Annotated in this window: 11 protein-coding genes; 5 read left to right on the top strand and 6 right to left on the bottom strand. The window is 70.3% G+C overall.

The window, feature by feature from the left end; all coding sequences use genetic code 11:
- Positions 1–88: 88 nt before the first annotated feature.
- Positions 89–2,077, bottom strand: a complete 1,989-nt coding sequence (locus HHL11_RS03195; protein ID WP_169416995.1) for a PhoX family protein — start codon at positions 2,075–2,077, stop codon at positions 89–91.
- A 172-nt stretch (positions 2,078–2,249) separates the two neighbouring features.
- Here HHL11_RS03195 and HHL11_RS03190 point away from each other — a divergent pair, with 172 nt between their 5' ends.
- From HHL11_RS03190 to HHL11_RS03180, 3 genes are read left to right on the top strand one after another with little or no spacing between them, the layout of a single operon-like run.
- Positions 2,250–3,545, top strand: coding sequence for a c-type cytochrome (locus tag HHL11_RS03190; protein ID WP_169416994.1), 1,296 nt, complete (start codon positions 2,250–2,252; stop codon positions 3,543–3,545).
- Positions 3,542–4,030 (top strand): (2Fe-2S)-binding protein, encoded by a 489-nt coding sequence (locus HHL11_RS03185; RefSeq protein ID WP_169416993.1) that lies wholly within the window; start codon positions 3,542–3,544, stop codon positions 4,028–4,030. The genes HHL11_RS03190 and HHL11_RS03185 overlap by 4 nt, the downstream gene beginning before the upstream one ends.
- Entirely contained in the window at positions 4,027–6,297 is a 2,271-nt protein-coding gene (locus tag HHL11_RS03180; RefSeq protein WP_169416992.1) for a xanthine dehydrogenase family protein molybdopterin-binding subunit, read from the top strand. Before HHL11_RS03185 ends, HHL11_RS03180 begins: the two co-directional genes overlap by 4 nt.
- 3 nt (positions 6,298–6,300) lie before the next feature.
- Here the strand turns inward: HHL11_RS03180 and mltA are convergent, their stop codons facing one another.
- A complete protein-coding gene (mltA, locus tag HHL11_RS03175; RefSeq protein WP_425355202.1) occupies positions 6,301–7,512 on the bottom strand; it encodes a murein transglycosylase A in 1,212 nt (403 codons plus the stop codon).
- On the opposite strand from mltA, the gene HHL11_RS03170 reads away from it, so the two are divergent.
- The gene (locus HHL11_RS03170; protein WP_169416338.1) at positions 7,445–7,633 is read left to right on the top strand and encodes a hypothetical protein; all 189 of its coding nucleotides are present in this window, start codon (positions 7,445–7,447) and stop codon (positions 7,631–7,633) included. The genes mltA and HHL11_RS03170 overlap by 68 nt on opposite strands.
- A gap of 82 nt (positions 7,634–7,715) precedes the next feature.
- Here the strand turns inward: HHL11_RS03170 and HHL11_RS03165 are convergent, their stop codons facing one another.
- From HHL11_RS03165 to HHL11_RS03150, 4 genes are read right to left on the bottom strand one after another with little or no spacing between them, the layout of a single operon-like run.
- Entirely contained in the window at positions 7,716–8,342 is a 627-nt protein-coding gene (locus HHL11_RS03165) for a response regulator transcription factor (protein ID WP_169416990.1), read from the bottom strand.
- Complete coding sequence (locus tag HHL11_RS03160; protein ID WP_342593167.1) at positions 8,342–10,378, bottom strand: two-component system sensor histidine kinase NtrB; 2,037 nt, start codon at positions 10,376–10,378, stop codon at positions 8,342–8,344. Before HHL11_RS03160 ends, HHL11_RS03165 begins: the two co-directional genes overlap by 1 nt.
- A gap of 7 nt (positions 10,379–10,385) precedes the next feature.
- Complete coding sequence (locus HHL11_RS03155) at positions 10,386–11,195, bottom strand: carbon-nitrogen hydrolase family protein (protein ID WP_169416989.1); 810 nt, start codon at positions 11,193–11,195, stop codon at positions 10,386–10,388.
- A 37-nt stretch (positions 11,196–11,232) separates the two neighbouring features.
- A complete protein-coding gene (locus HHL11_RS03150; protein ID WP_169416988.1) occupies positions 11,233–15,282 on the bottom strand; it encodes a YhdP family protein in 4,050 nt (1,349 codons plus the stop codon).
- Positions 15,283–15,304: 22 nt separating this feature from the next.
- Between HHL11_RS03150 and glnE the strand changes: the two genes are divergently transcribed.
- Positions 15,305–18,088, top strand: coding sequence for a bifunctional [glutamate--ammonia ligase]-adenylyl-L-tyrosine phosphorylase/[glutamate--ammonia-ligase] adenylyltransferase (glnE, locus tag HHL11_RS03145; RefSeq protein WP_169416987.1), 2,784 nt, complete (start codon positions 15,305–15,307; stop codon positions 18,086–18,088).
- Positions 18,089–18,108 lie beyond the last annotated feature (20 nt).

Genomic DNA, 18,108 nt, shown 5'->3' with positions numbered 1-18,108 from the left:
CATGTGACAGGCTCGTTACGGCCACGGACGCGAAAACGCCCCAGGCGCGGGGCGCGCTGGGGCGTGCGGGAAGAAGGACGGAAGACGCTCAGGCCTGGGTCGTCGCTGGCCGCAGGTCGGCGGTCAGGTAACCCACGGCGGCGCTGAACTTGCCGTTGTACGTGTTGTTGATGATCACGTTCAGCTTGTCCTTCAGCGCGGCATCCAGCGCCGGGAAGCGGTTCCACTCGTCGCCCGGGTGCTGGAAGTTGCTCATGACGTAGGTCCAGCCGTTGACTTCGTCGACCGCATGCAGGCCGGTCGACTCGGCGCCCGCCGGGCACGACAGCACGCGCGCCAACTTCTTCGTGTCGATGTTGTAGGCCCACAGGAAGTTGTTCAGGTGGTTGCCGCTGTCCTCGCCGATGAACAGCGTGCGCAGCTTCTCCGAGAACTTCAGGTTGTCCGGGCTCGCGATCTTCTCCGGGTTGGCGGTGTTGCCCAGCGCGTCGCCGGCGGCGAGGTCCTCGCCCGCGATCAGCAGGCTGGATTCGGCCGGCACCCATTCGCTGGCTATCGCCTTGCCGCCGTTGTCCACCTGGCCGGCCGCCAGCTTCTGCGCGACCACGGCGCCGGCCACCAGCTTCTTGAACTTGACGTTGTTGGCGGCGACGTAGCCCGAGCCGCCTTCGACCATCGAGTCCTGGATGTTCGCGTAGGCCGAGTAGGCGACCTTGTCCTTGCTGTTCAGCGTGGTGCCTTCGTTCTTGGTGAAGGCCATGCTGGCGCCCTTCAGCGCGGCGTAGCGGTGCGTCTCCAGGAAGGCGGCGGCCTTCTCCTGGCCGGCCTTCACGCGCACCCAGGCGGTCTTCTTGTTCAGGACGATCTTGGTGTAGCTCGCGTCGGCCGGGTCGGTCAGCGTCGAATCCATGATGTCGGCCGCCTTGATGCCGCCGTCCACCAGCGCCTGGATCTCGGCGCTGGTCGCGTGGCCCAGGTTGATCCACTGGATCTTGCCGGTGGTGGTCTCGGTCAGCTGCGTCGTGTACTTGGCCACGTACAGCGTGCCGGCCGACAGGTCGCCGGCCTTGTCGGCCACGAACATGAACAGGCCGCCGTTGGTGTAGTCGTCGCCGCCGATCACGGTGCGCTGGTCGGGCATGACTTGCACCAGCTCGCGCGAGTAGCGGCCCAGGCAGTAGTGCTTCCTGATCGAAGCGGTGCCGTCGGTCTTGACCGTCACTTCCGGCAGGTGGCCGTAGTTGTACGGGTTGGCCGTGGTCTCGTCGCCGAAGGTGTTCTTGCTGTAGGCCTTCAGCGTGGCCAGCGACTGGCCGCCGAGGCCCTGGTCGAACGCGTCCGGCTCGTACTCTTCGCTGGACAGGTGCGTGCCCCAGGGCGACAGGCTGGCACCGCAGGTGATCCACAGGCCCTTCACGCCCGAGGTGTCGACGTTGTGGTACTTCACCAGCGTGAGCTTGCCGGTGGCGGGATCCTGGTCCAGCGTCAGCACGGCGATCGGCGAGGGCAGCGTGCCGTAGGTGCTGGCGCCGGCCTGGTTGGCCGTGTTGTATTCGAACTGCACCACGGCGAACACCGCGTTGCCCTTGACGCCGGCGACCTTGGCGCCAGCCACGGTCAGCAGCGAGGTGCCGTCCGGCGAATCGGAGAAGTACTGGCGCTCGCGGCCGGCCACCGAGGTGTCGATGATCGGCTGGTTGTTGATGTTGTAGTAGCCGCCGGCGATGACGGTGCCGCCGTTGCCGTCCGGCACCTGCTCGCCGGTGAGGAAGAAGGGCTGGTAGGCGAGGTCGAAGGTCTGGCTGCTGTTGTCGCTGAAATTGACCTTCAGCTTGGAGCCCACGGTGGTGGTGGCCAGCGCGGTGGGCTGGGCGGCGGTGGGCGCCGCCATGCCGACGAACTCGGCGGAGGTGAACTCGCGCGCCTGCGCGGCGGGCGGGGTGGCGACGGCATCGTCACCGCCGCCGCAGGCGGCCAGCGGCACGACCGCGCCGAGCGTGGTGGCGATGGGGAGGAGGGGCGCGCCGGAGAAGGCCTTGAGGACGGCGCGGCGCGAAAGCGGGCTGGCTTGGGTCATGATCTGCTTGCCTGTTCTTGGTTGGTGTCTGCAGCGCGGCAGTCTGAGTCAGGTGCAAGTCAGCTCTGTGACAGAGCCTCCTTTTTTTCTGACGTTTTGTTGCAGCGGACTCTGCAGCGCTCGAGCGGCACCTAAGCTACGCAGGCATGCCCTGGCGGGCGAGGAGCAAAGCTTGGCGAAACGATCCGGCGGTCGGGCACTGCGCGGCCTGGTTGCGGTGCTGGTGGTGGTGGCGCTGGCAGCCTTCGCGCTGGCGTGGAAGCCGGCCATCGACCCCATCCAGCCGCCGGCGCGCGGCACCTTCGATCCCGCGCTCATCAAGGCCGGCGCGCGCGTCGCGACCTTGGGCAATTGCATCAGCTGCCACACGGGCGCGGACGGCCCGCCCTTCGCCGGCAGCCGCGCCGTGCCCACGCCCTTCGGCACCATCTTCTCGACCAACATCTCGCCCGACGCGGAGACCGGCATCGGCCAGTGGAGCGAAGCCGCCTTCCTGCGGGCGCTGCGCGAAGGCGTGGCGCGCGACGGCCACCTGCTCTACCCGGCCTTCCCCTACGACCACTTCACGCGCATGCGCGACGGCGACATCCATTCGCTTTATGCGTACCTGATGACGCGCGAGCCGGTGCGCAGGAACGCGCCGGCCAACCAGCTGGTGTTCCCGCTGCAGTTCCGCCCGCTCATCGCCGGCTGGAACCTGCTGTTCCTGGAGGTCGGGCCGCAGAAGGACCTGCCGACGCAAAGCCCGGAGTGGAACCGCGGCGCCTACGTGGTGGACGCTCTCGCGCACTGCTCCGCCTGCCATTCGCCACGCAATCGCCTCGGTGCCGAGGACCTCGCGCGCCGCTTCGACGGCGGCGAAGCCGAAGGCTGGCATGCGGCCGCCCTGAACCAGCGCTCGCCCTCGCCGGTGGTGTGGACGGCAGAAACGCTCGCGGCCTACCTGCGCACGGGCCTCGCCCCCGAACACGGAATGGCCGCAGGCCCGATGCAGGACGTGGTGCGCAGCGTCGCGCAGGCCGACCCTGCCGATGCACAGGCCATCGCCACCTACATCGCCGCCGGCATGCAGCCCGTGGACCCCGAACGCCGGGCGCGCGAACAGGCGGTGCGGCAGAAGGCGCAGGCGCCGCTCGCGCTGGACGACAGCCCGGGCGCGCGCCTCTACGCCGACAACTGCGCGAGCTGCCACGACGCCGGCCGCGGCCTGTCGTCCAACGCCGCTCTGCGGCTGCCCCTGGCGGTGGCGCTGTACCTGCCCGATGCGCGCAACCTGCTGCGCATCATGCGGCAGGGCATCCAGCCCACGCCCGGCAAGCCGGGCCGCTGGATGCCGCCGTTCGAAGGCAACTTGAGCGAAGATGAACTCTCCACGCTGGCCCGCTGGCTGCGGCAGAACGTGGCCGGCCAGCCGGCGTGGGCGGACCTGCCTCAATCCATCGCGGCCACGCGGCCGCCGAAGCCATGACGATCCAGATCCAGGTGAACGGCCGCGCCCAGGCGGTCGATGCGGAGCCGGCGACGCCGCTGCTGTACGTGCTGCGCGACGACCTGCAAATGAACGGCGCGAAATTCGGCTGCGGCCTTGGGCAGTGCGGCGCCTGCACCGTGATGGTGGGCGGCGAAGCAGTGCTGTCCTGCATCACGCCGCTGTCCGCCGTCGGCACGCGGCCGGTGAAGACCATCGAAGGCCTGGGCACCGTGGACAAGCCCGGCGCCTTGCAGCGCGCCTTCCTGCAGGAGCAGGCGGCGCAATGCGGCTACTGCATCGCCGGCATGGTGATGCGCGCGCAGGCGCTGCTGGAGAAGAACCCGGCGCCCAGCGATGAACAGATCCGCGAGCACATGGCCATCAACCTGTGCCGCTGCGGCACGCACATGCGCATCCTGCGGGCGGTGCGGCGCGCGGCCGACGGCCTGCAGGCGAACGGCGGCAAGGGAGGCACGCTATGAGCCTGCAGGGCCGCCCCAAGGGCGAACACCGGAGTGCGGAGCGCGCAGGTTCTCCATCCCCGACCCTCACGCGGCGCCAGGTGCTGGCCGGCGGTGGCGCGCTGGTGGTCGCTTTCGGCCTGCGGCCCGCGGGCTGGGCCGCGGAGGCGGAACCGCCGAAGCTTCCGGGCAGCCTGGCCAAGCTGCCCTTCCTCGATGGCTGGATCCGCATCGCCGCCGACGGCAAGGTCACCATCTTCAGCGGCAAGGCCGAACTGGGCCAGGGCATCAAGACGGCGCTGGTGCAAGTGGCGGCGGAAGAACTCGTCGTCGAGCCGGCGCGCATCACGATCGTCACCGCCGACACTGCGCAGACGGCAGACGAGGGTTACACCGCCGGCAGCCACTCGATGCAGGACAGCGGCACGGCCATCCGCAACGCCGCGGCGCAGGTGCGCGCCATCGTCCTGGGCCTCGCCGCGCAACGCCTCGGCACGCCGGCGGAGCAGTTGGAAATCCGCGACGGCACCGTCATCGCCGCCGACGGCCGCAAGGTCGGCTACGGTGAGCTGGTGTCCGGCCAGGAGCTGCACGTGCAGGCGCAGCCGCAAAGCCCGCTGCGGTCCCCGGCGAAGTTCAACGTGATGGGCCACAACCTGCCGCGGCTGGACATCCCGGCCAAGGTGACCGGCGGCGTGGCCTATGTGCAGGACCTGCGCCTGCCCGGCATGGTGCACGCGCGCGTGCTGCGGCCGCCCAGCCCCGGAGCGCAGCTGAAGGCGCTGGACACGGCCGCGATCGAGAAGCGGCCGGGCGTGCTGAAGGTGGTGCGCGACGGCCGCTTCGTCGCCGTGATCGCGCAGAAGGAATGGCAGGCCGTGACGGCCTGGAAGGCGCTGGCCGCGGCCGCGCAATGGGACGAGAGCGAGACGCTGCCACCACAGGCCACGCTGTACCGCGACCTGCTCGCGGCGAACAAGCAGGACATCGTGATCGCGCAGCAGGGCACGCCCTTCGCCGACGGCGGCAAGCAGGTCGTCTCCGGCTACGTGCGGCCGTTCCAGCTGCACGGGTCCATCGGGCCTTCCTGCGCGGTGGCGCAGGTGAACGACGGCATGACGACGGTGTGGACGCATTCGCAGGGCGTGTTCCCGCTGCGCAAGGCGCTCGCGGAGCTGCTGGCGCAGCCGCCGGAGAAGATCCGCTGCATCCACGTGGAAGGTTCGGGCTGCTACGGCCACAACGCGGCCGACGACGTCGCCGGCGACGCCGCGCTGCTGGCGCAGCAAGTGCCCGGCAAGCCGGTGCGCGTGCAGTGGATGCGCGAAGACGAGCACATGTGGGAACCGTACGGGCCCGCGATGGTGACGGGCGCGCGCGCCGCGCTGGATGCCAGCGGCGCCATCAGCTCCTGGGAATACGAGGTCTGGAGCCAGACGCACAACGCGCGGCCGGGCGCCGCCGGCGACCTGCTGGCGGGCCAGCACATCGAGAAGGCTTTCCCGCCGTCGCCGCCGAAGCCGGGCCAGCAGCCCGAAGGCGCCGGCGACCGCAACGCGATCCCGCTGTATCGCATCCCCAACCTGAAGGTGACGCACCACTTCCTGCCGCAGTACGGGCCGATCCGCACATCGGCGCTGCGCGGGCTGGGCGCGTACATGAACGTCTTCTCCACCGAGAGCTTCATGGACGAACTGGCGCGCGCTGCCGGCACCGACCCGGTCGCCTTCCGCCTCAAGCACCTGGACGACCCGCGGGCGCAGGACGTCGTCAAGCTCGCCGCGCAGCAGTTCGGCTGGGACCGCTTTCAACGCACCGCGGGCCGCGGCCGCGGCTTCGCCTTCGCGCGCTACAAGAACCTGGCCGCCTATGCGGCCATTGCCTGCGAAGTGGAGCTGCGGCGCGACACCGGCGAGCTGCGCATCCTGCGCGTGGTGGCCGCCGTCGACAGCGGCGAGGTCACCAGCCCGGACGGCATCCGGAACCAGATGGAAGGCGGCATCGTGCAGTCCTGCAGCTGGACGCTGGGCGAGGAAGTGCAGTTCGACCGCACGCGCATCCTGTCGCGCGACTGGGGCGGCTACCCGATCCTGCGCTTCCCGCGCGTGCCGCAGTCGGTGCAGGTCCACATCATCCCGCGCCCGGGCACGCCTTTCCTGGGGACCGGCGAGGCGGCGCAAGGGCCGATGGGGGCGGCGCTGGGGAATGCGCTCGCGGATGCGGGCGGGGTGCGGGTCAGGCAGCTGCCGCTGTCGAATGAGCGGATTCGCACGGCGCTGGTGGCCTGAGCCTCAGCGCGGCCACAACACCCACAGAGCCAGCGGCTGCTTCAAGCGGCCCGCGACCTCCCCCGCCTGGTCGCCCCAGCCGACGAAGTAGTCCGCCCGCAGCGGGCCCACGATCGCCGTGCCCGTGTCCTGCGCGAACACCAGCCGGTTCAGGTTCAGCAGCGGCCCCGGCGAGGACAGCCACAGCGGCGTGCCATAAGGCAGGCTGTCCTTCTCGATCGCGACGGAGCGCCCCGGCGTCAGCGCCACGCCCTGCGCGCCGCGCGGACCGAAGGCCGCATCGAACTCCGACAGCGGTTCCTCGCGGAAGAAGGTCACGCGCGGATTGCTCCACAGCAGCTCGTTCAAGCGCTGCGGATTGGCGCGGGCCCAGGCCTTGATGCCGGGCCAGGAGGCGTCGCGCGTCGCGCCCTGCTGGAGCAGCCAGCCGCCGACGCTGCGATAAGGCTGCTCGTTGCTGCCGGCGAAGGCGAGACGCACATTGCTGACGCGGCCATCGGCCTCGGTGATGCGCAGCCGCCCCGAGCCCTGGATCTGCAGCGCCAGCGCGTCCAGCGGGTCGGCGACGTAGGCGATCTCGCGCCCGCGCAGTGCCGCGCGCGCCTGCGGCGCGGTGTCGATGTCCTGCCGCGAATACCAGGGCCGGCGCGTCGCGAGGTCCGCGGGCGGGCGGTACAGCGGCACCTGCTGCGCCGCGGTCGGCATGCGGCTCGCATCCAGCTGCGGCTCGTAGTAACCAGTAAGCAGCGACTCGTTGCCGGCCAGCGGCTCGACGCGGTACGGCTGCAGCCGCTGCATCATCCAGGCGCGCTGTTCCTCGGGCGTGCCGATGGAAAGCTGGCGCACTTCGGGGCACAACCTGGCGAGCGCCGGCACCGGCCGCTCGCAGCCGCGAATCCAGGCGTTCCACGCTTCGTTGAGAGCGTCGTCGGTGAAGCCGGGCAGCTCGGCCCAGCGCACCGGCTGCCAGCGCGTGCGGCCCTGGATGCGCGCGGGCGGCAGCGGCGCGCCGTCTTCGGGCGTCGCCAGCGGCGGCGCGCCGCGCGGCGCGGACGGCGCAGTGGGAATAGGGGGTTCAGGCGGCAGCGGCACGCTGCCGCAGGCCGCCAGCATTCCTACAATGGCGGACAACCACAGGATTCGGAACATGCTGTTGATTCTGCTCGAAGCCTTCACCGCCATGGCGCTGCTGATCGGCATCGTCTGGTGGACGATGTTCTCGGGGCGCAAGGGCGGCGAGCCGCCGCGGGACGAGGATCCGGAACAGAAGGCGGACTTCCGAACGCAAAGGGCGCAAAAGGAAGCGAAGGGCGCAAAAAATCCGATGAAGATTTGACTTCCACCTTCTCCCGGCTGTCCTTTTGCGCCCTTTGCGCAACCTTTGCGCCCTTTGCGTTCGGAAGTCCAGCTATCCGCCTTCAAAGCGTCCGCAGGAGGTTCGCCAGTTCCACCGCGGACTTCACTTCCATCTTGTCGAACACCCGCGCGCGGTGCACTTCCACCGTGCGCACGCTGATCGCCAGCTGGTCGGCGATCAGCTTGTTCGGCAGGCCCTTGGCCACCAGTTCCATCACGTCGCGTTCGCGCTCGGTGAGATCGGCCAGGCGCGTCTGCAGCTCGCCCTTGGCGCGCTGCGCCGCCAGCACTTCGCCCGACTTGCGCAGCGCCTCCTCGATGCGGTCCACCAGCGCGTTGTCCGAGAACGGCTTTTCGCAGAAGTCGAAGGCGCCGCGCTTGACCATGTCCACCGCCGTCGGCACGTCGGCATGGCCGGTGAGGAAGATGACCGGCATCGCCTGCACCAGGTTGCGCTCGGCCAGGCGCTCGAACAGCGCCAGCCCGCTCATGCCCGGCATGCGCACGTCCAGCAGCAGGCAGCAGGCCTGCGAGGGACGGAAACCGGTGGCCAGCATGGCATCGAACTCCTCCGCGCTCGCATAGGCGGCCGACAGCAGGCGGCGCGAGCGCAGCAGCCAGGCGAGCGCCTCGCGCACGCCGGCGTCGTCGTCGACGATGAATACGGTGGCATCGGCAGCGGGTTGCATCAGGTTCGGGCAGGGAAGGCCGGCTGCGCCGGCAGGGTGAAGCGGAAGATCGTACCTTGCGGCAGGTTCGGCTCGAACACGAGGTAGCCACCGTGCTGTTCGACCACCGTACGGCAGAGGCTGAGGCCCAGCCCCATGCCCTCGGCCTTGGTGGTGAAGAAGGGCGTGAACAGCTGCGTCTTCACTTCCTCCGGGATGCCCGGGCCGACGTCGGCCACCGAGAACTCCAGCCAGCGCTTGCCGATTTCGGAGGTGCCGGCGATGCGCGCCTGCAACAGCAGCGAAGGCTGGGCCACGCGCGCTTCGTCCATCGCCTGCATCGCGTTGCGCGCCAGGTTCAGCAGCACCTGCTCCACCATCGTGCGGTCGCACAGCACGCGCGGCAGGTCCTCGGGCACGCGGCTTTCCACCCGCACGCCCAGCTTGCGCGCCTGCAGGTTCACCAGCGGCAGGATGGCGTCGACCAGCAAGGCCGGCGCCACCGGTTCGCGGGCCTGGTCGCGCCGCCGCACGAAGTCGTGCACGCTCTTGATGACGCGGCCGGCGCGCTCGGCCTGCTGCGCGATGCGCTTCAGCGCCAGCTGCAGGTCGTCCGAATGCGCGGGCGATTCCGCCAACAGGTTGATGGAGCCGGTGGCGTAGCTGGAGATCGCGGCCAGCGGCTGGTTCAGCTCGTGGCTCAGCAAGGAAGCCATTTCGCCGACGGTGGCCAGGCGGGCCGTCGCCTGCAGCCTTTCCTGGCTGGCGCGCGACAGCTCCTCGACGCGGCGCTGCTCGCTGATGTCCAGCACCGCGCTCATCCAGCCGGTCTGCAGACCATGCGCGTTGATCAACGGCGCTTCGATGATCAGCACAGGGATGCGGGTGCCGTCCTTGCGCATGAAGACCGACTCGAAGCCTTCGCGCGGCGGCCGGTTGCCGCCGGTCAGGCGCACCTGCTGGCGCCGGCGGTATTCCTCGGCACGCTCCGGCGGCCAGTAGGGCGCGGGCGCCTCCAGTCCCAGCAATTCGTCCTGCGAGAAGCCCACCATCTGGCAGAAGGCCGGGTTCACGTAGGTCGTGCGGCCCTCCAGGTCGCGCGCGCGCAGGCCGGTGACCAGCGAGTCTTCCATCGCCTTGCGGAAGGCCAGCGCGTCGGCCAGGTCCTGCTCCACGCGCAGGCGGCGGCGCGTGTCGTGTCCCAGCATGAACAACACGGTCACCAGCGCGATCGACATCACCGTGACCAGCGCCGTCAGCACGTTGGGGAACACGTCCGGGTTGGCGCGCCAGCTGTCCATGCGCAACACCATCGTGCTGCCCGGCAGGTCCAGCAGCTGCTGCGCGGTGAAAACGCGGCTGCCGCGCCGCGCGAGGCCGTGCATCGCCAGGCGCGTGCCGTCGGCCTCGGTGAAGGAGATCTCCTGGCTGCGTCCCAGCTGCGGGCCGATGCGGCTGGCCAGCAGCTCGCCGAGCGAATAGGTCGCCACCAGGTAGCCGGTGACGCGGCCGCCGCTCACCTCCGGCAGGCACAGCTCCAGCAGCTCCAGGCCGGTGCCGTCGGCCTGCGGCACGAAGTGGCTGCGCGCGTAGGCGGGGCTGCTGATGTGGCGGGCGGTGGTGCAGGCCTGCTGCACTTCGGGCAGCGAGTTGTCGCGCTCGAAGCGCGCGAACACCGGAGGCCGGTAAGGCGTGTCGGCCGCGCTGAGCACGGCGAGCTGCGGGCTGCGCCATTCGATGCGCACCCATTCGCGGTTGTCGCGCAGCAGCTTGTTCGCCTCCTGCTGCCACTCCTCGCGGTTGAACTGGCCGGCCTGCAGGGCCTGCAGCGTCTGGACGTTGCGCGTCAGCGCCGAGCGGATGTCGCTCAGCGCATCGGCGACGTCGCGCTCCACCGCGCTCTGCGCCTGGCTCGCCTCGTAACGCGAGGCCAGGTACACCAGCGTGACCAGCAGGCCCACGACCAGCACGCCCAGCAGCGCCCACAGCGACCAGCGCCGCCAGCTGGTGAGCCGGCGGCGGCCGAAGGGCGTGGCGGGGACGAAATGGCTGGTCACCAGGCGCTCACAGGACGCGGTGCTCCAGGGCAGGCAACTGCTGCCGCACCTGCGCGATGCGCGCGACGTCGATGTCCGCCAACACCACGCCGGCGCCTTCGGCCTCGCGCTGCGCCAGCACGGCGCCCCAGGGATCGACGATCATCGAGTGGCCCCAGGTGCGGCGGCCGTTCTCGTGCTTGCCGCCTTGCGCCGGCGCACAGACGTAGGCCAGGTTCTCCACGGCGCGCGCGCGCAGCAGCAGCTCCCAGTGGGCCTGGCCGGTGGTGAAGGTGAAGGCGCTCGGCACCAGCAGCAGGTCCGCGCCCAGCGTCCGGTACAGCTCGGGGAAGCGCAGGTCGTAGCAGACCGTCAGGCCGATGTTCCAGGCATGGCCGTCGCGCGAGGGCAGCGTGAAGGACCGCGGCGTCTGGCCGGCCTCGATGACGCGGGACTCGTCATACTGCTCGCGCCCGTTGTCGAACTTGAACAGGTGGATCTTGTCGTAGCGCGCCACGCATTCGCCCTGCGGCGAGAAGGCCAGGCTGGTGTTGCGCACGTGGCTGCTGTCGCCCGCGGCGAGCGGCAAAGTGCCGCCGACGATCCACAGCCCCAGCTCGCGCGCCGTGCGGGCCAGGAAGCCCTGCACCTCGCCCTCGCCGAAGGCTTCGCGCACGGCGAGCTTGTCGGTGTCGCGGTGGCCCATGAGGCAGAAGTATTCCGGCAGCACGGCGAGCTCGGCGCCTTGTGCGGCAGCGTCGGCCAGGAGCTGGCGCGCGGTGTCGAGATTGGCGGCCAGATTGGCGCTGGAGACGGTTTGCAGGGCGGCGATTTTCATGGCAGATCCTTCCATGCCAGTGTGGCACGACGGCCAATCACCGCGCCGTGGGTGACGTATTGGCGTCGGCCTGGGCTGGCGATGCGGGCTGGCGGCCGACGCGCGTGACGCGCGGGTCGGTCCAGGTGCCGTCAATGTGAAACTCCTGGGTCGCGGCCCGCATCAGCGGCTGCCGCAGGAACATCTGCGCCAGGAAGGTGCCGAGCCCGATCGCCGGGTTGATGACGCCGGCGACCAGCGATGCGGTGCCGGCATTGATCTCGGGGATCACCAGCACCTTCAGGTCCTGCGTCTCGCGCGCGATGTCGGCTTTGCCTTCCATCAGCACGGCGGCGTTCACGCCCTTCATCTGCAGGTTGTTGGTCGCCGCGATGCCCTGGTCGATGGTCAGGTCGCCGCGCACGAAGTCGAACTGGAAGCCGGCGCTGAACACGTCGCGGAAATCCAGCGTCAGCCGGCGCGGCAGGGTCTGCAGGCTCAGCACACCCAGCAGCTTGGCCAGCCCCGGGTCGGCCTTGAGGAACTGGCCGTTCTCGACGTTGATGTTGAAGCCGCCGGTGAGCGTGGGAATCTCCAGCGCCAGCGGCGAGCCGGCCCAGGAGACGTTGCCGTCCATCGTGCCGCGGCCGCCGCGGATGACGCCGGGCATGCCGAAGCGGTTCAGCAATTCGCCGGCATCGGCGATGTCCAGCTTGAACTTCATCACCGTGCGTCGCGGGTCGGCAGGACGCATGGCTGCCCAGGCGCCCGAGGCGGTGAACTGCGCGTCGGGCGTGTTGAGCGCCAGCTTGTTGAGACGCCAATCGCGCGGGCCGCGATTGGCGGCGTCGATTTCGAGCCGGCCCAGCTTGCGGCCCTTCAACTCGAACTCATCGACCACCACGTCCAGCGCCGGGATGCTGCTGTCCGGTTGCTTGTCCAGCAGGGACTCGACCTGGCTGGCCTGCGAGGCGGCGATGTTCAGGCGCGCCAGCCGCGCCATGACGCGGCCGCCGTTCTGGCCCGGACGCCATTCGACATAGCCATTGAGTTCGTCGGCGGTGACGTTGCCGCGCCAGGCGCTGCCGTCGCGCGACGCGCCTGCCACCAGGTTGTGCAGCGTGCGCCCTTGCACCACCAGTTGGCGCGCGCGCAGGGCCGCCACCGTGGGCAGGTAACCGCTGGAGCTGGAGGACGCGCCGTCGGTGGCCGCGACCGCGTTGGGCGTCGTGGTCTCGGCGCCGAACACGCGCGTCAGCGCCCGTTGCCACGCGCCCACGTCGAAATTCCCGAGCTGCACATTGGCCGTGACGCCCTGGTCCGGCAGCACCACGGTCTCGCCCGGCCCCAGCCCCAGCGCGATGGCGCCGCGCAGCACCTGCGGGTCGCCCGGGCCCAGTTCGCGCAGGTAGCTCACGCCGCCCAGGCGGCCCAGTTCCAAGGTCAGCAACTCCTGCAGCTTCTGGCCTGGCGGCGCGGCCAGCGACTCGCGCGTCAGCGCGGTCTCGTACTTCAGCGGCAACACCGCTTCGGCGGTCTTGCCCAGGGGTGCCGGCAGGTCCAGCGCCATGCCTTGCAGGTTGCTGGTGACCAGCACCTCGGGCTGGCCGCGGCGGAAGCCCAGCGTGAGCTGGTAGCCGGCCGACCCTTGCATGCCCTGCGCGAGCCGCGCGACGAAGCCCAGCTCGCGCGCCTGGCGCAGGCCTTCGGCGGTGGCCGTGCCCTGCGCGCGCAACTGCACCACCATGGCTTCGCCGTTGTTGCCGTTGCGGCTGCCGCCCTCCAGCTTCAGGTCGCCGCCCAGGGCACGGGCCGTCGCGCCCACCACCTGGAAGCCCTTGTCCGAGAACAGCACGGTGCCGCGCGTGCGCGCCAGCGCGGGGCTGTCCGGCGACAGCTGGATGTCGTTGCCGGCCAGCGTGACCGTGCCCTGCACCTGGCTGCGCGCGATCTGGTCCACCGGCAGGTCCAGGTGCAGGCCGACGACGGCGTCGCCATTGCCGGTGCTGTGCGCCAGCGCCTGGTTGACGAAACCGTTGATGGGCGAGTTGTTGACGACGCCCAGCGCCTCGGACAGCGGGCCGCGGATGTCGCCGTGCACGTCCACCCGGGTCTGGCGGAAGTCGGGAATCTGCGCGTTCGCCTTGAACGCGAGCCGCTGCGTGCCGGCCAGCCGCCCGCTCGCGCCCTTGACCGCCATGCCGTCGCCCTGGAACACCAGCTCGCCGGCCAGCTGCGTCAGCGCCGGCCAGGCCACCGGCCCTTGCTGCAGGCGGCGCGGCACATAGGCGAACTGCACGTCCTTCACCTGCGCCGAGATCAGGAACTCGCCGTCGCGGTTGTCCGGCCAGGGGAACTTGCGCAGGTCGCCCTTCACCTTGAACTTGGTGCTGGTGGCCAGGCCGCTGGCCACGCTGTCCTGCACGTAGTCGCGCGCTTCCTTCGGCACGCCCAGCGGCAGGTAACGCCAGACCCGCGCACCGTCGGCGCGGCCCAGGTTGCCCTGCAGGTCCAGCGTGCCGGGAAAGCGCGGCTGCCCCTTCGCCGTGTCACCGGTGCGCCAGCTGGCCTGGGCCTCGCCTTCCGCATCGGCGTTGGCGAACTTCAGGTTGTTGACGCTCAGGTTGATGCTGGGGCCATTCACCTGCCACTGCAGCTCGCCGGCCAGCCGGTCCACCGGGATCACGGCCTGCTCGAACACGCCGGGGAAATCGAGTGCGCCCCGGGCGATGTTGAGCTTGGCGTGGCCACCGGCCTGCGTCAGCTCGAAGTCCATGCTGGCGCCGCGCACGCCGGGGATGCCGGTGTGGCCGGCGTGGTCCGCCTGCGCCGCCACTTCCAGGCGGCTCGCGCGGCCACGCACTTCATACGACTGCAGCGCGCCGACCGGGCCCTGCCAGCGCGCCTGCAGCGTGTCCACCAAGCCCTGCGGCTTGTAGGCCTGCAGCGCCGCGTGCGTCGGCGTGCCGAGCGGCAGGCGGCTGGCCACCTGGCTCAGCGCGCCGAGATCGAGCCGGTCGGCCTTCAGTTCGCCGCGCTCCGCCTGCTGGCCCTGGGCCGGGGTCCAGTTCAGCGCGAAGTTGCCGCCCGGCCAGCGCAGGCCGTCCTGCGTGACGAACTCCAGGTCGTGCGTCTCCAGCTGGAAACCCTGGGCCAGGCGCTTGCCGCCGACGCGGCCCGAGACCGATTGCAAGGCGAGCGGTTCGAGGTCGGGCGCGAGCCGCGCGTTCACGTCCGCCAGCACCACGTCCGCCGTGCCGCCCACCAGTTGCCCGCGGACCACGTCGGCCCAGGCCCGCACCCGGCCATGGCCTTGCGTGATGTCGACGCCGAGGTCCGCGTGGTGGCGCAGCTGCGACAGATCGACGGCGGAGAAATCCGCATGCATCTCGCCGCTCCACTGCTGCCACTGGCCAGGATGCGCCGACAGCAGCGGCTGGCGGAACTGCGCGGCCAGCGTGAAGCGCGAGCCCCAGCCGGCAGGCGGCGTCGCGTCCAGGCGGATCGCGTGGCCGCGGCCCTGGTTGCGCACGACGAAATCCACTTCCTGCAGCGCCAGGGTCGGAGCGCGCCGCATTTCATCGGTCCAGGAAATCGTCCCGCCCTGGATCACGAATTCGCCCTGGCGGAAGAACCAGTCGGCGGCGCGGCCGGCGTTGTCGCTGCTGCGCGCGAAATCCAGGCCGCCGACGAAGAAATGGCCGTCCGCGGTGCGCCGAATGTCCAAGCGCGGCGCGTGGATATAGAGCTGTTCGAAACCCAGGTTCCACACCGACCGGGGCGACAGCGCGCCCACCACCAGCGGCAGGCGCAAGGCCTCGCGCCCCTTGGGATCCAGCAGCACGACGTCCTGCAATTCGAAGGAGGGAATGAGGCCTTCGCTGCGGGCGCTCATGCCCCCGATGCGAACGGGTACCCCCAGGACCTGGCTGGCCCGCAATTCCAGCGCGGGGCGGAATTCGCCGATTCGCGGCACAATCCACGCGTGGAGCGCGCCCCATGCCGCTGCCAGCAGGAGCGAAGCGGCCAGCAGCAGCCAAAGCGACCACTTCACGGCCGCGGCAAACAGCTTGAGCGACCGTGAAGGACGAGTCGGTGTGGCGTTCATCGAATAAGGGACTTGCAGGATTATGAGCCTCGGCGCTGCGCTGGGATCAGGCCACGAAGGCGAAGTTTCATCGGCCGCGGGCGCGCAGGCGCAGCCGCCGCTTTCCTCCTATTCGCGTTTCGCCCAGCGGCTGCGGCGCCGCTACGCGGGCGAACTGGCGCTGCTGCCGCCGGGGCCGCCCACGCGGTCCACCATGGCGCAGGCCTACGAAGCGTTACGCGGTTCACGCGGATTTGACGTGCCCTCGTCGCTGCGCGTGTTGCGCCAGTTGGTCATGGAGCGGCTGATCGTGCTCGATTGCGACCAGCGCTCGCCGCTGGCCACCATCACCTGCGCGGTGACGGAGCTCGCCGAGTTCGCGCTCGACACGGCCTGCATCCAAGCCTTCGCCGACCTCGACCTGGTGCATGGCGCGCCGCGCACGGCCGACGGCCGGCGCTCGCAGCTGTGGGTGGTGGGCATGGGCAAGCTGGGCGCGCGCGAGCTGAACGTGTCCAGCGACATCGACCTGGTCTACGTCTACGAAGAGGACGGCGAGACCGAAGGCAGCACCGACGGCCGCGGGCGCATCAGCAACCACGAGTATTTCGCCAAGGCGGTGAAGGCCATCTACGGCCTGATCGGCGACGTGACCGAGCATGGCTTCGTGTTCCGCGTCGACCTCGCGCTGCGTCCCAACGGCAACTCCGGCCCATCGGCCGTGTCGCTGGGCGCGCTGGAGGATTACTTCCAGGTGCAGGGCCGCGAGTGGGAGCGCTTCGCCTGGATGAAGAGCCGCGTGGTGGCGCCGCGCTCCGCCATCGAGGACGGCTCCGCGCAGGGCATGCGCCAGGTGATCCTGCCCTTCGTGTTCCGCCGCTACCTCGATTACGCGGTGTTCGACGCGCTGCGGGTGCTGCACCGCCAGATCCGGGAACACGCGTCCAAGCGCGCCGCCGGCCGGCCCGAGCGCGCCAATGACGTCAAGCTGTCGCGCGGCGGCATCCGCGAGATCGAGTTCACCGTGCAATTGCTGCAGGTGGTGCGCGGCGGCCAGTTCCCGGAGCTGCGCACGCGGCCCACGCTGCAGGCGCTGCAGCGGCTGTCGGTGGCGGGCCTGATGTCCGAAGCCACCGCGCAGGCGCTGGCCGCGGCCTATACCTTCCTGCGCCGCGTCGAACACCGCATCCAGTACCTGGACGACCAGCAGACGCACGTGCTGCCCAATGGCTGCCGCGACGACGACGATGGCGACCTCGCCTGGATCGCGCACACCATGGGCTATGCCGAGCCCTGCCCCTTCCTGCACGAACTGGATGGCCACCGCGAACTGGTGGCCGAGGAGTTCGACAAGCTGCTGGGTGGCAGCACCGAGTGCAAGTCCTGCAGCGGGCCGCGCAACGGCAACGGCCGCCAGCCGCCGCCGGACCTCGACCAGCTGCTGGAGCAATTGCCGGCGCAGCTGCGCTACCGCGTCGAACACTGGCGCCAGCATCCGCGCGTAGTGGCCCTGCGAGACGACGCGCGCGCCCGCCTCACGCGCCTGCTCGCGCGCACCGCGCAATGGCTGGAAGAGCGGCGTGTCACCGACGACGCCGCGCTGCGCATGGCCGACTGGATCGAGCCGCTGCTGCGGCGCGAAAGCTATCTCGCCCTGCTGGTGGAGCGGCCCGCGGTGCACGAGCGCCTGCTGCGCGTGCTGGGCGCGGCGCGCTGGCCGGCGCGCTACCTGATGCAGCACCCGGGCGTCATCGACGAACTGGCCAGCGACGGCCTGCTCACCGACCGCTTCAGCGCCGCCGATTTCGAGCGCGAGCTGGAACACCGCTTCCGCTCGGTCCAGATCACCGGCGAGGACGACGACGAGACCTTGCTGAACCTGCTGCGCCGCGCGCACCATGCGGAGTTGTTCCGCACGTTGGCGCGCGACGTCGAGGGCGTGCTGACGGTGGAACAGGTGGCCGACGAACTGAGCGCGCTGGCCGACGCCACGCTGCGGGTCACGGCGAAATGGTGCTGGCAGCGGCTGAAGCAGCGGCACCGCGACGAGCCGCTGTTCGCGATCATCGGCTACGGCAAACTGGGCGGCAAGGAACTGGGCTACGGCAGCGACCTGGACATCGTGTTCGTCTACGAGGACGAGGACGAGCGCGCGCCCGATGCGTATGCGGCGTTCGTCCGCAAGCTGATCAACTGGCTGTCGACCAAGACCGCCGAAGGCGACCTGTTCGAGATCGACACCGCGCTGCGCCCCAATGGCAGTTCGGGCCTGCTGATCACCACCTTCCACGCCTTCGAGAACTACCAGCAGGGCCGCGGCAGCAACACCGCCTGGACCTGGGAACACCAGGCCATGACGCGCGCGCGTTTCGTGCTGGGGCTGGAGACCTTGCGTCCGCGTTTCGAAGGCGTGCGCGAAGCCGTGATCACCGCGCCGCGCGACGTGAAGGCGCTGCACGACGAGATCACCGCCATGCGCGACAAGGTGCGCAGCGCGCACCCGGTGAAGGCCGGCCGCTTCGACCTGAAGCACAGCCCGGGGGGCATGGTGGACGCCGAGTTCGCCGTGCAGTTCCTGGTGCTGTCGCAGTCCGGCCCGCATCCCGAGCTGCGTCCCAATGTCGGCAACATCGCGCTGCTGCAGCGCGCCGAACAGGTCGGGCTGCTGCCGGCCGGCGTCGGCCAGGCGGCGGCGTCCGCCTACCGCGAGCTGCGCCGCTGCCAGCACCACGCGCGCCTGAACGAAGAATCGACCCAGGTGGCGGAGGAACTGCTGCAGCCGGAGCGCAAGGCGATCCAGGCCCTCTGGCAGCACGTCTTCGGCTGACGGCCTTGGCCGGTAGGGTG

This window comes from Ramlibacter agri (assembly GCF_012927085.1).
GTDB lineage: Bacteria > Pseudomonadota > Gammaproteobacteria > Burkholderiales > Burkholderiaceae_C > Ramlibacter > Ramlibacter agri.
Note: the sequence above shows the minus strand (reverse complement) of the source record. Positions and strands in the feature narration are given on the sequence as shown.

What these genes read in the sequence shown, in the direction of transcription:
- HHL11_RS03195 (WP_169416995.1), bottom strand. Translation starts at nt 2,077, where the DNA reads ATGACCCAAGCCAGCCCGCTTTCGCGCCGCGCCGTCCTCAAGGCCTTC.
- HHL11_RS03185 (WP_169416993.1), top strand. Translation starts at nt 3,542, where the DNA reads ATGACGATCCAGATCCAGGTGAACGGCCGCGCCCAGGCGGTCGATGCG.
- HHL11_RS03180 (WP_169416992.1), top strand. Translation starts at nt 4,027, where the DNA reads ATGAGCCTGCAGGGCCGCCCCAAGGGCGAACACCGGAGTGCGGAGCGC.
- HHL11_RS03170 (WP_169416338.1), top strand. Translation starts at nt 7,445, where the DNA reads ATGCTGTTGATTCTGCTCGAAGCCTTCACCGCCATGGCGCTGCTGATC.
- HHL11_RS03165 (WP_169416990.1), bottom strand. Translation starts at nt 8,342, where the DNA reads ATGCAACCCGCTGCCGATGCCACCGTATTCATCGTCGACGACGACGCC.
- HHL11_RS03155 (WP_169416989.1), bottom strand. Translation starts at nt 11,195, where the DNA reads ATGAAAATCGCCGCCCTGCAAACCGTCTCCAGCGCCAATCTGGCCGCC.
- HHL11_RS03150 (WP_169416988.1), bottom strand. Translation starts at nt 15,282, where the DNA reads ATGAACGCCACACCGACTCGTCCTTCACGGTCGCTCAAGCTGTTTGCC.
- glnE (WP_169416987.1), top strand. Translation starts at nt 15,305, where the DNA reads ATGAGCCTCGGCGCTGCGCTGGGATCAGGCCACGAAGGCGAAGTTTCA.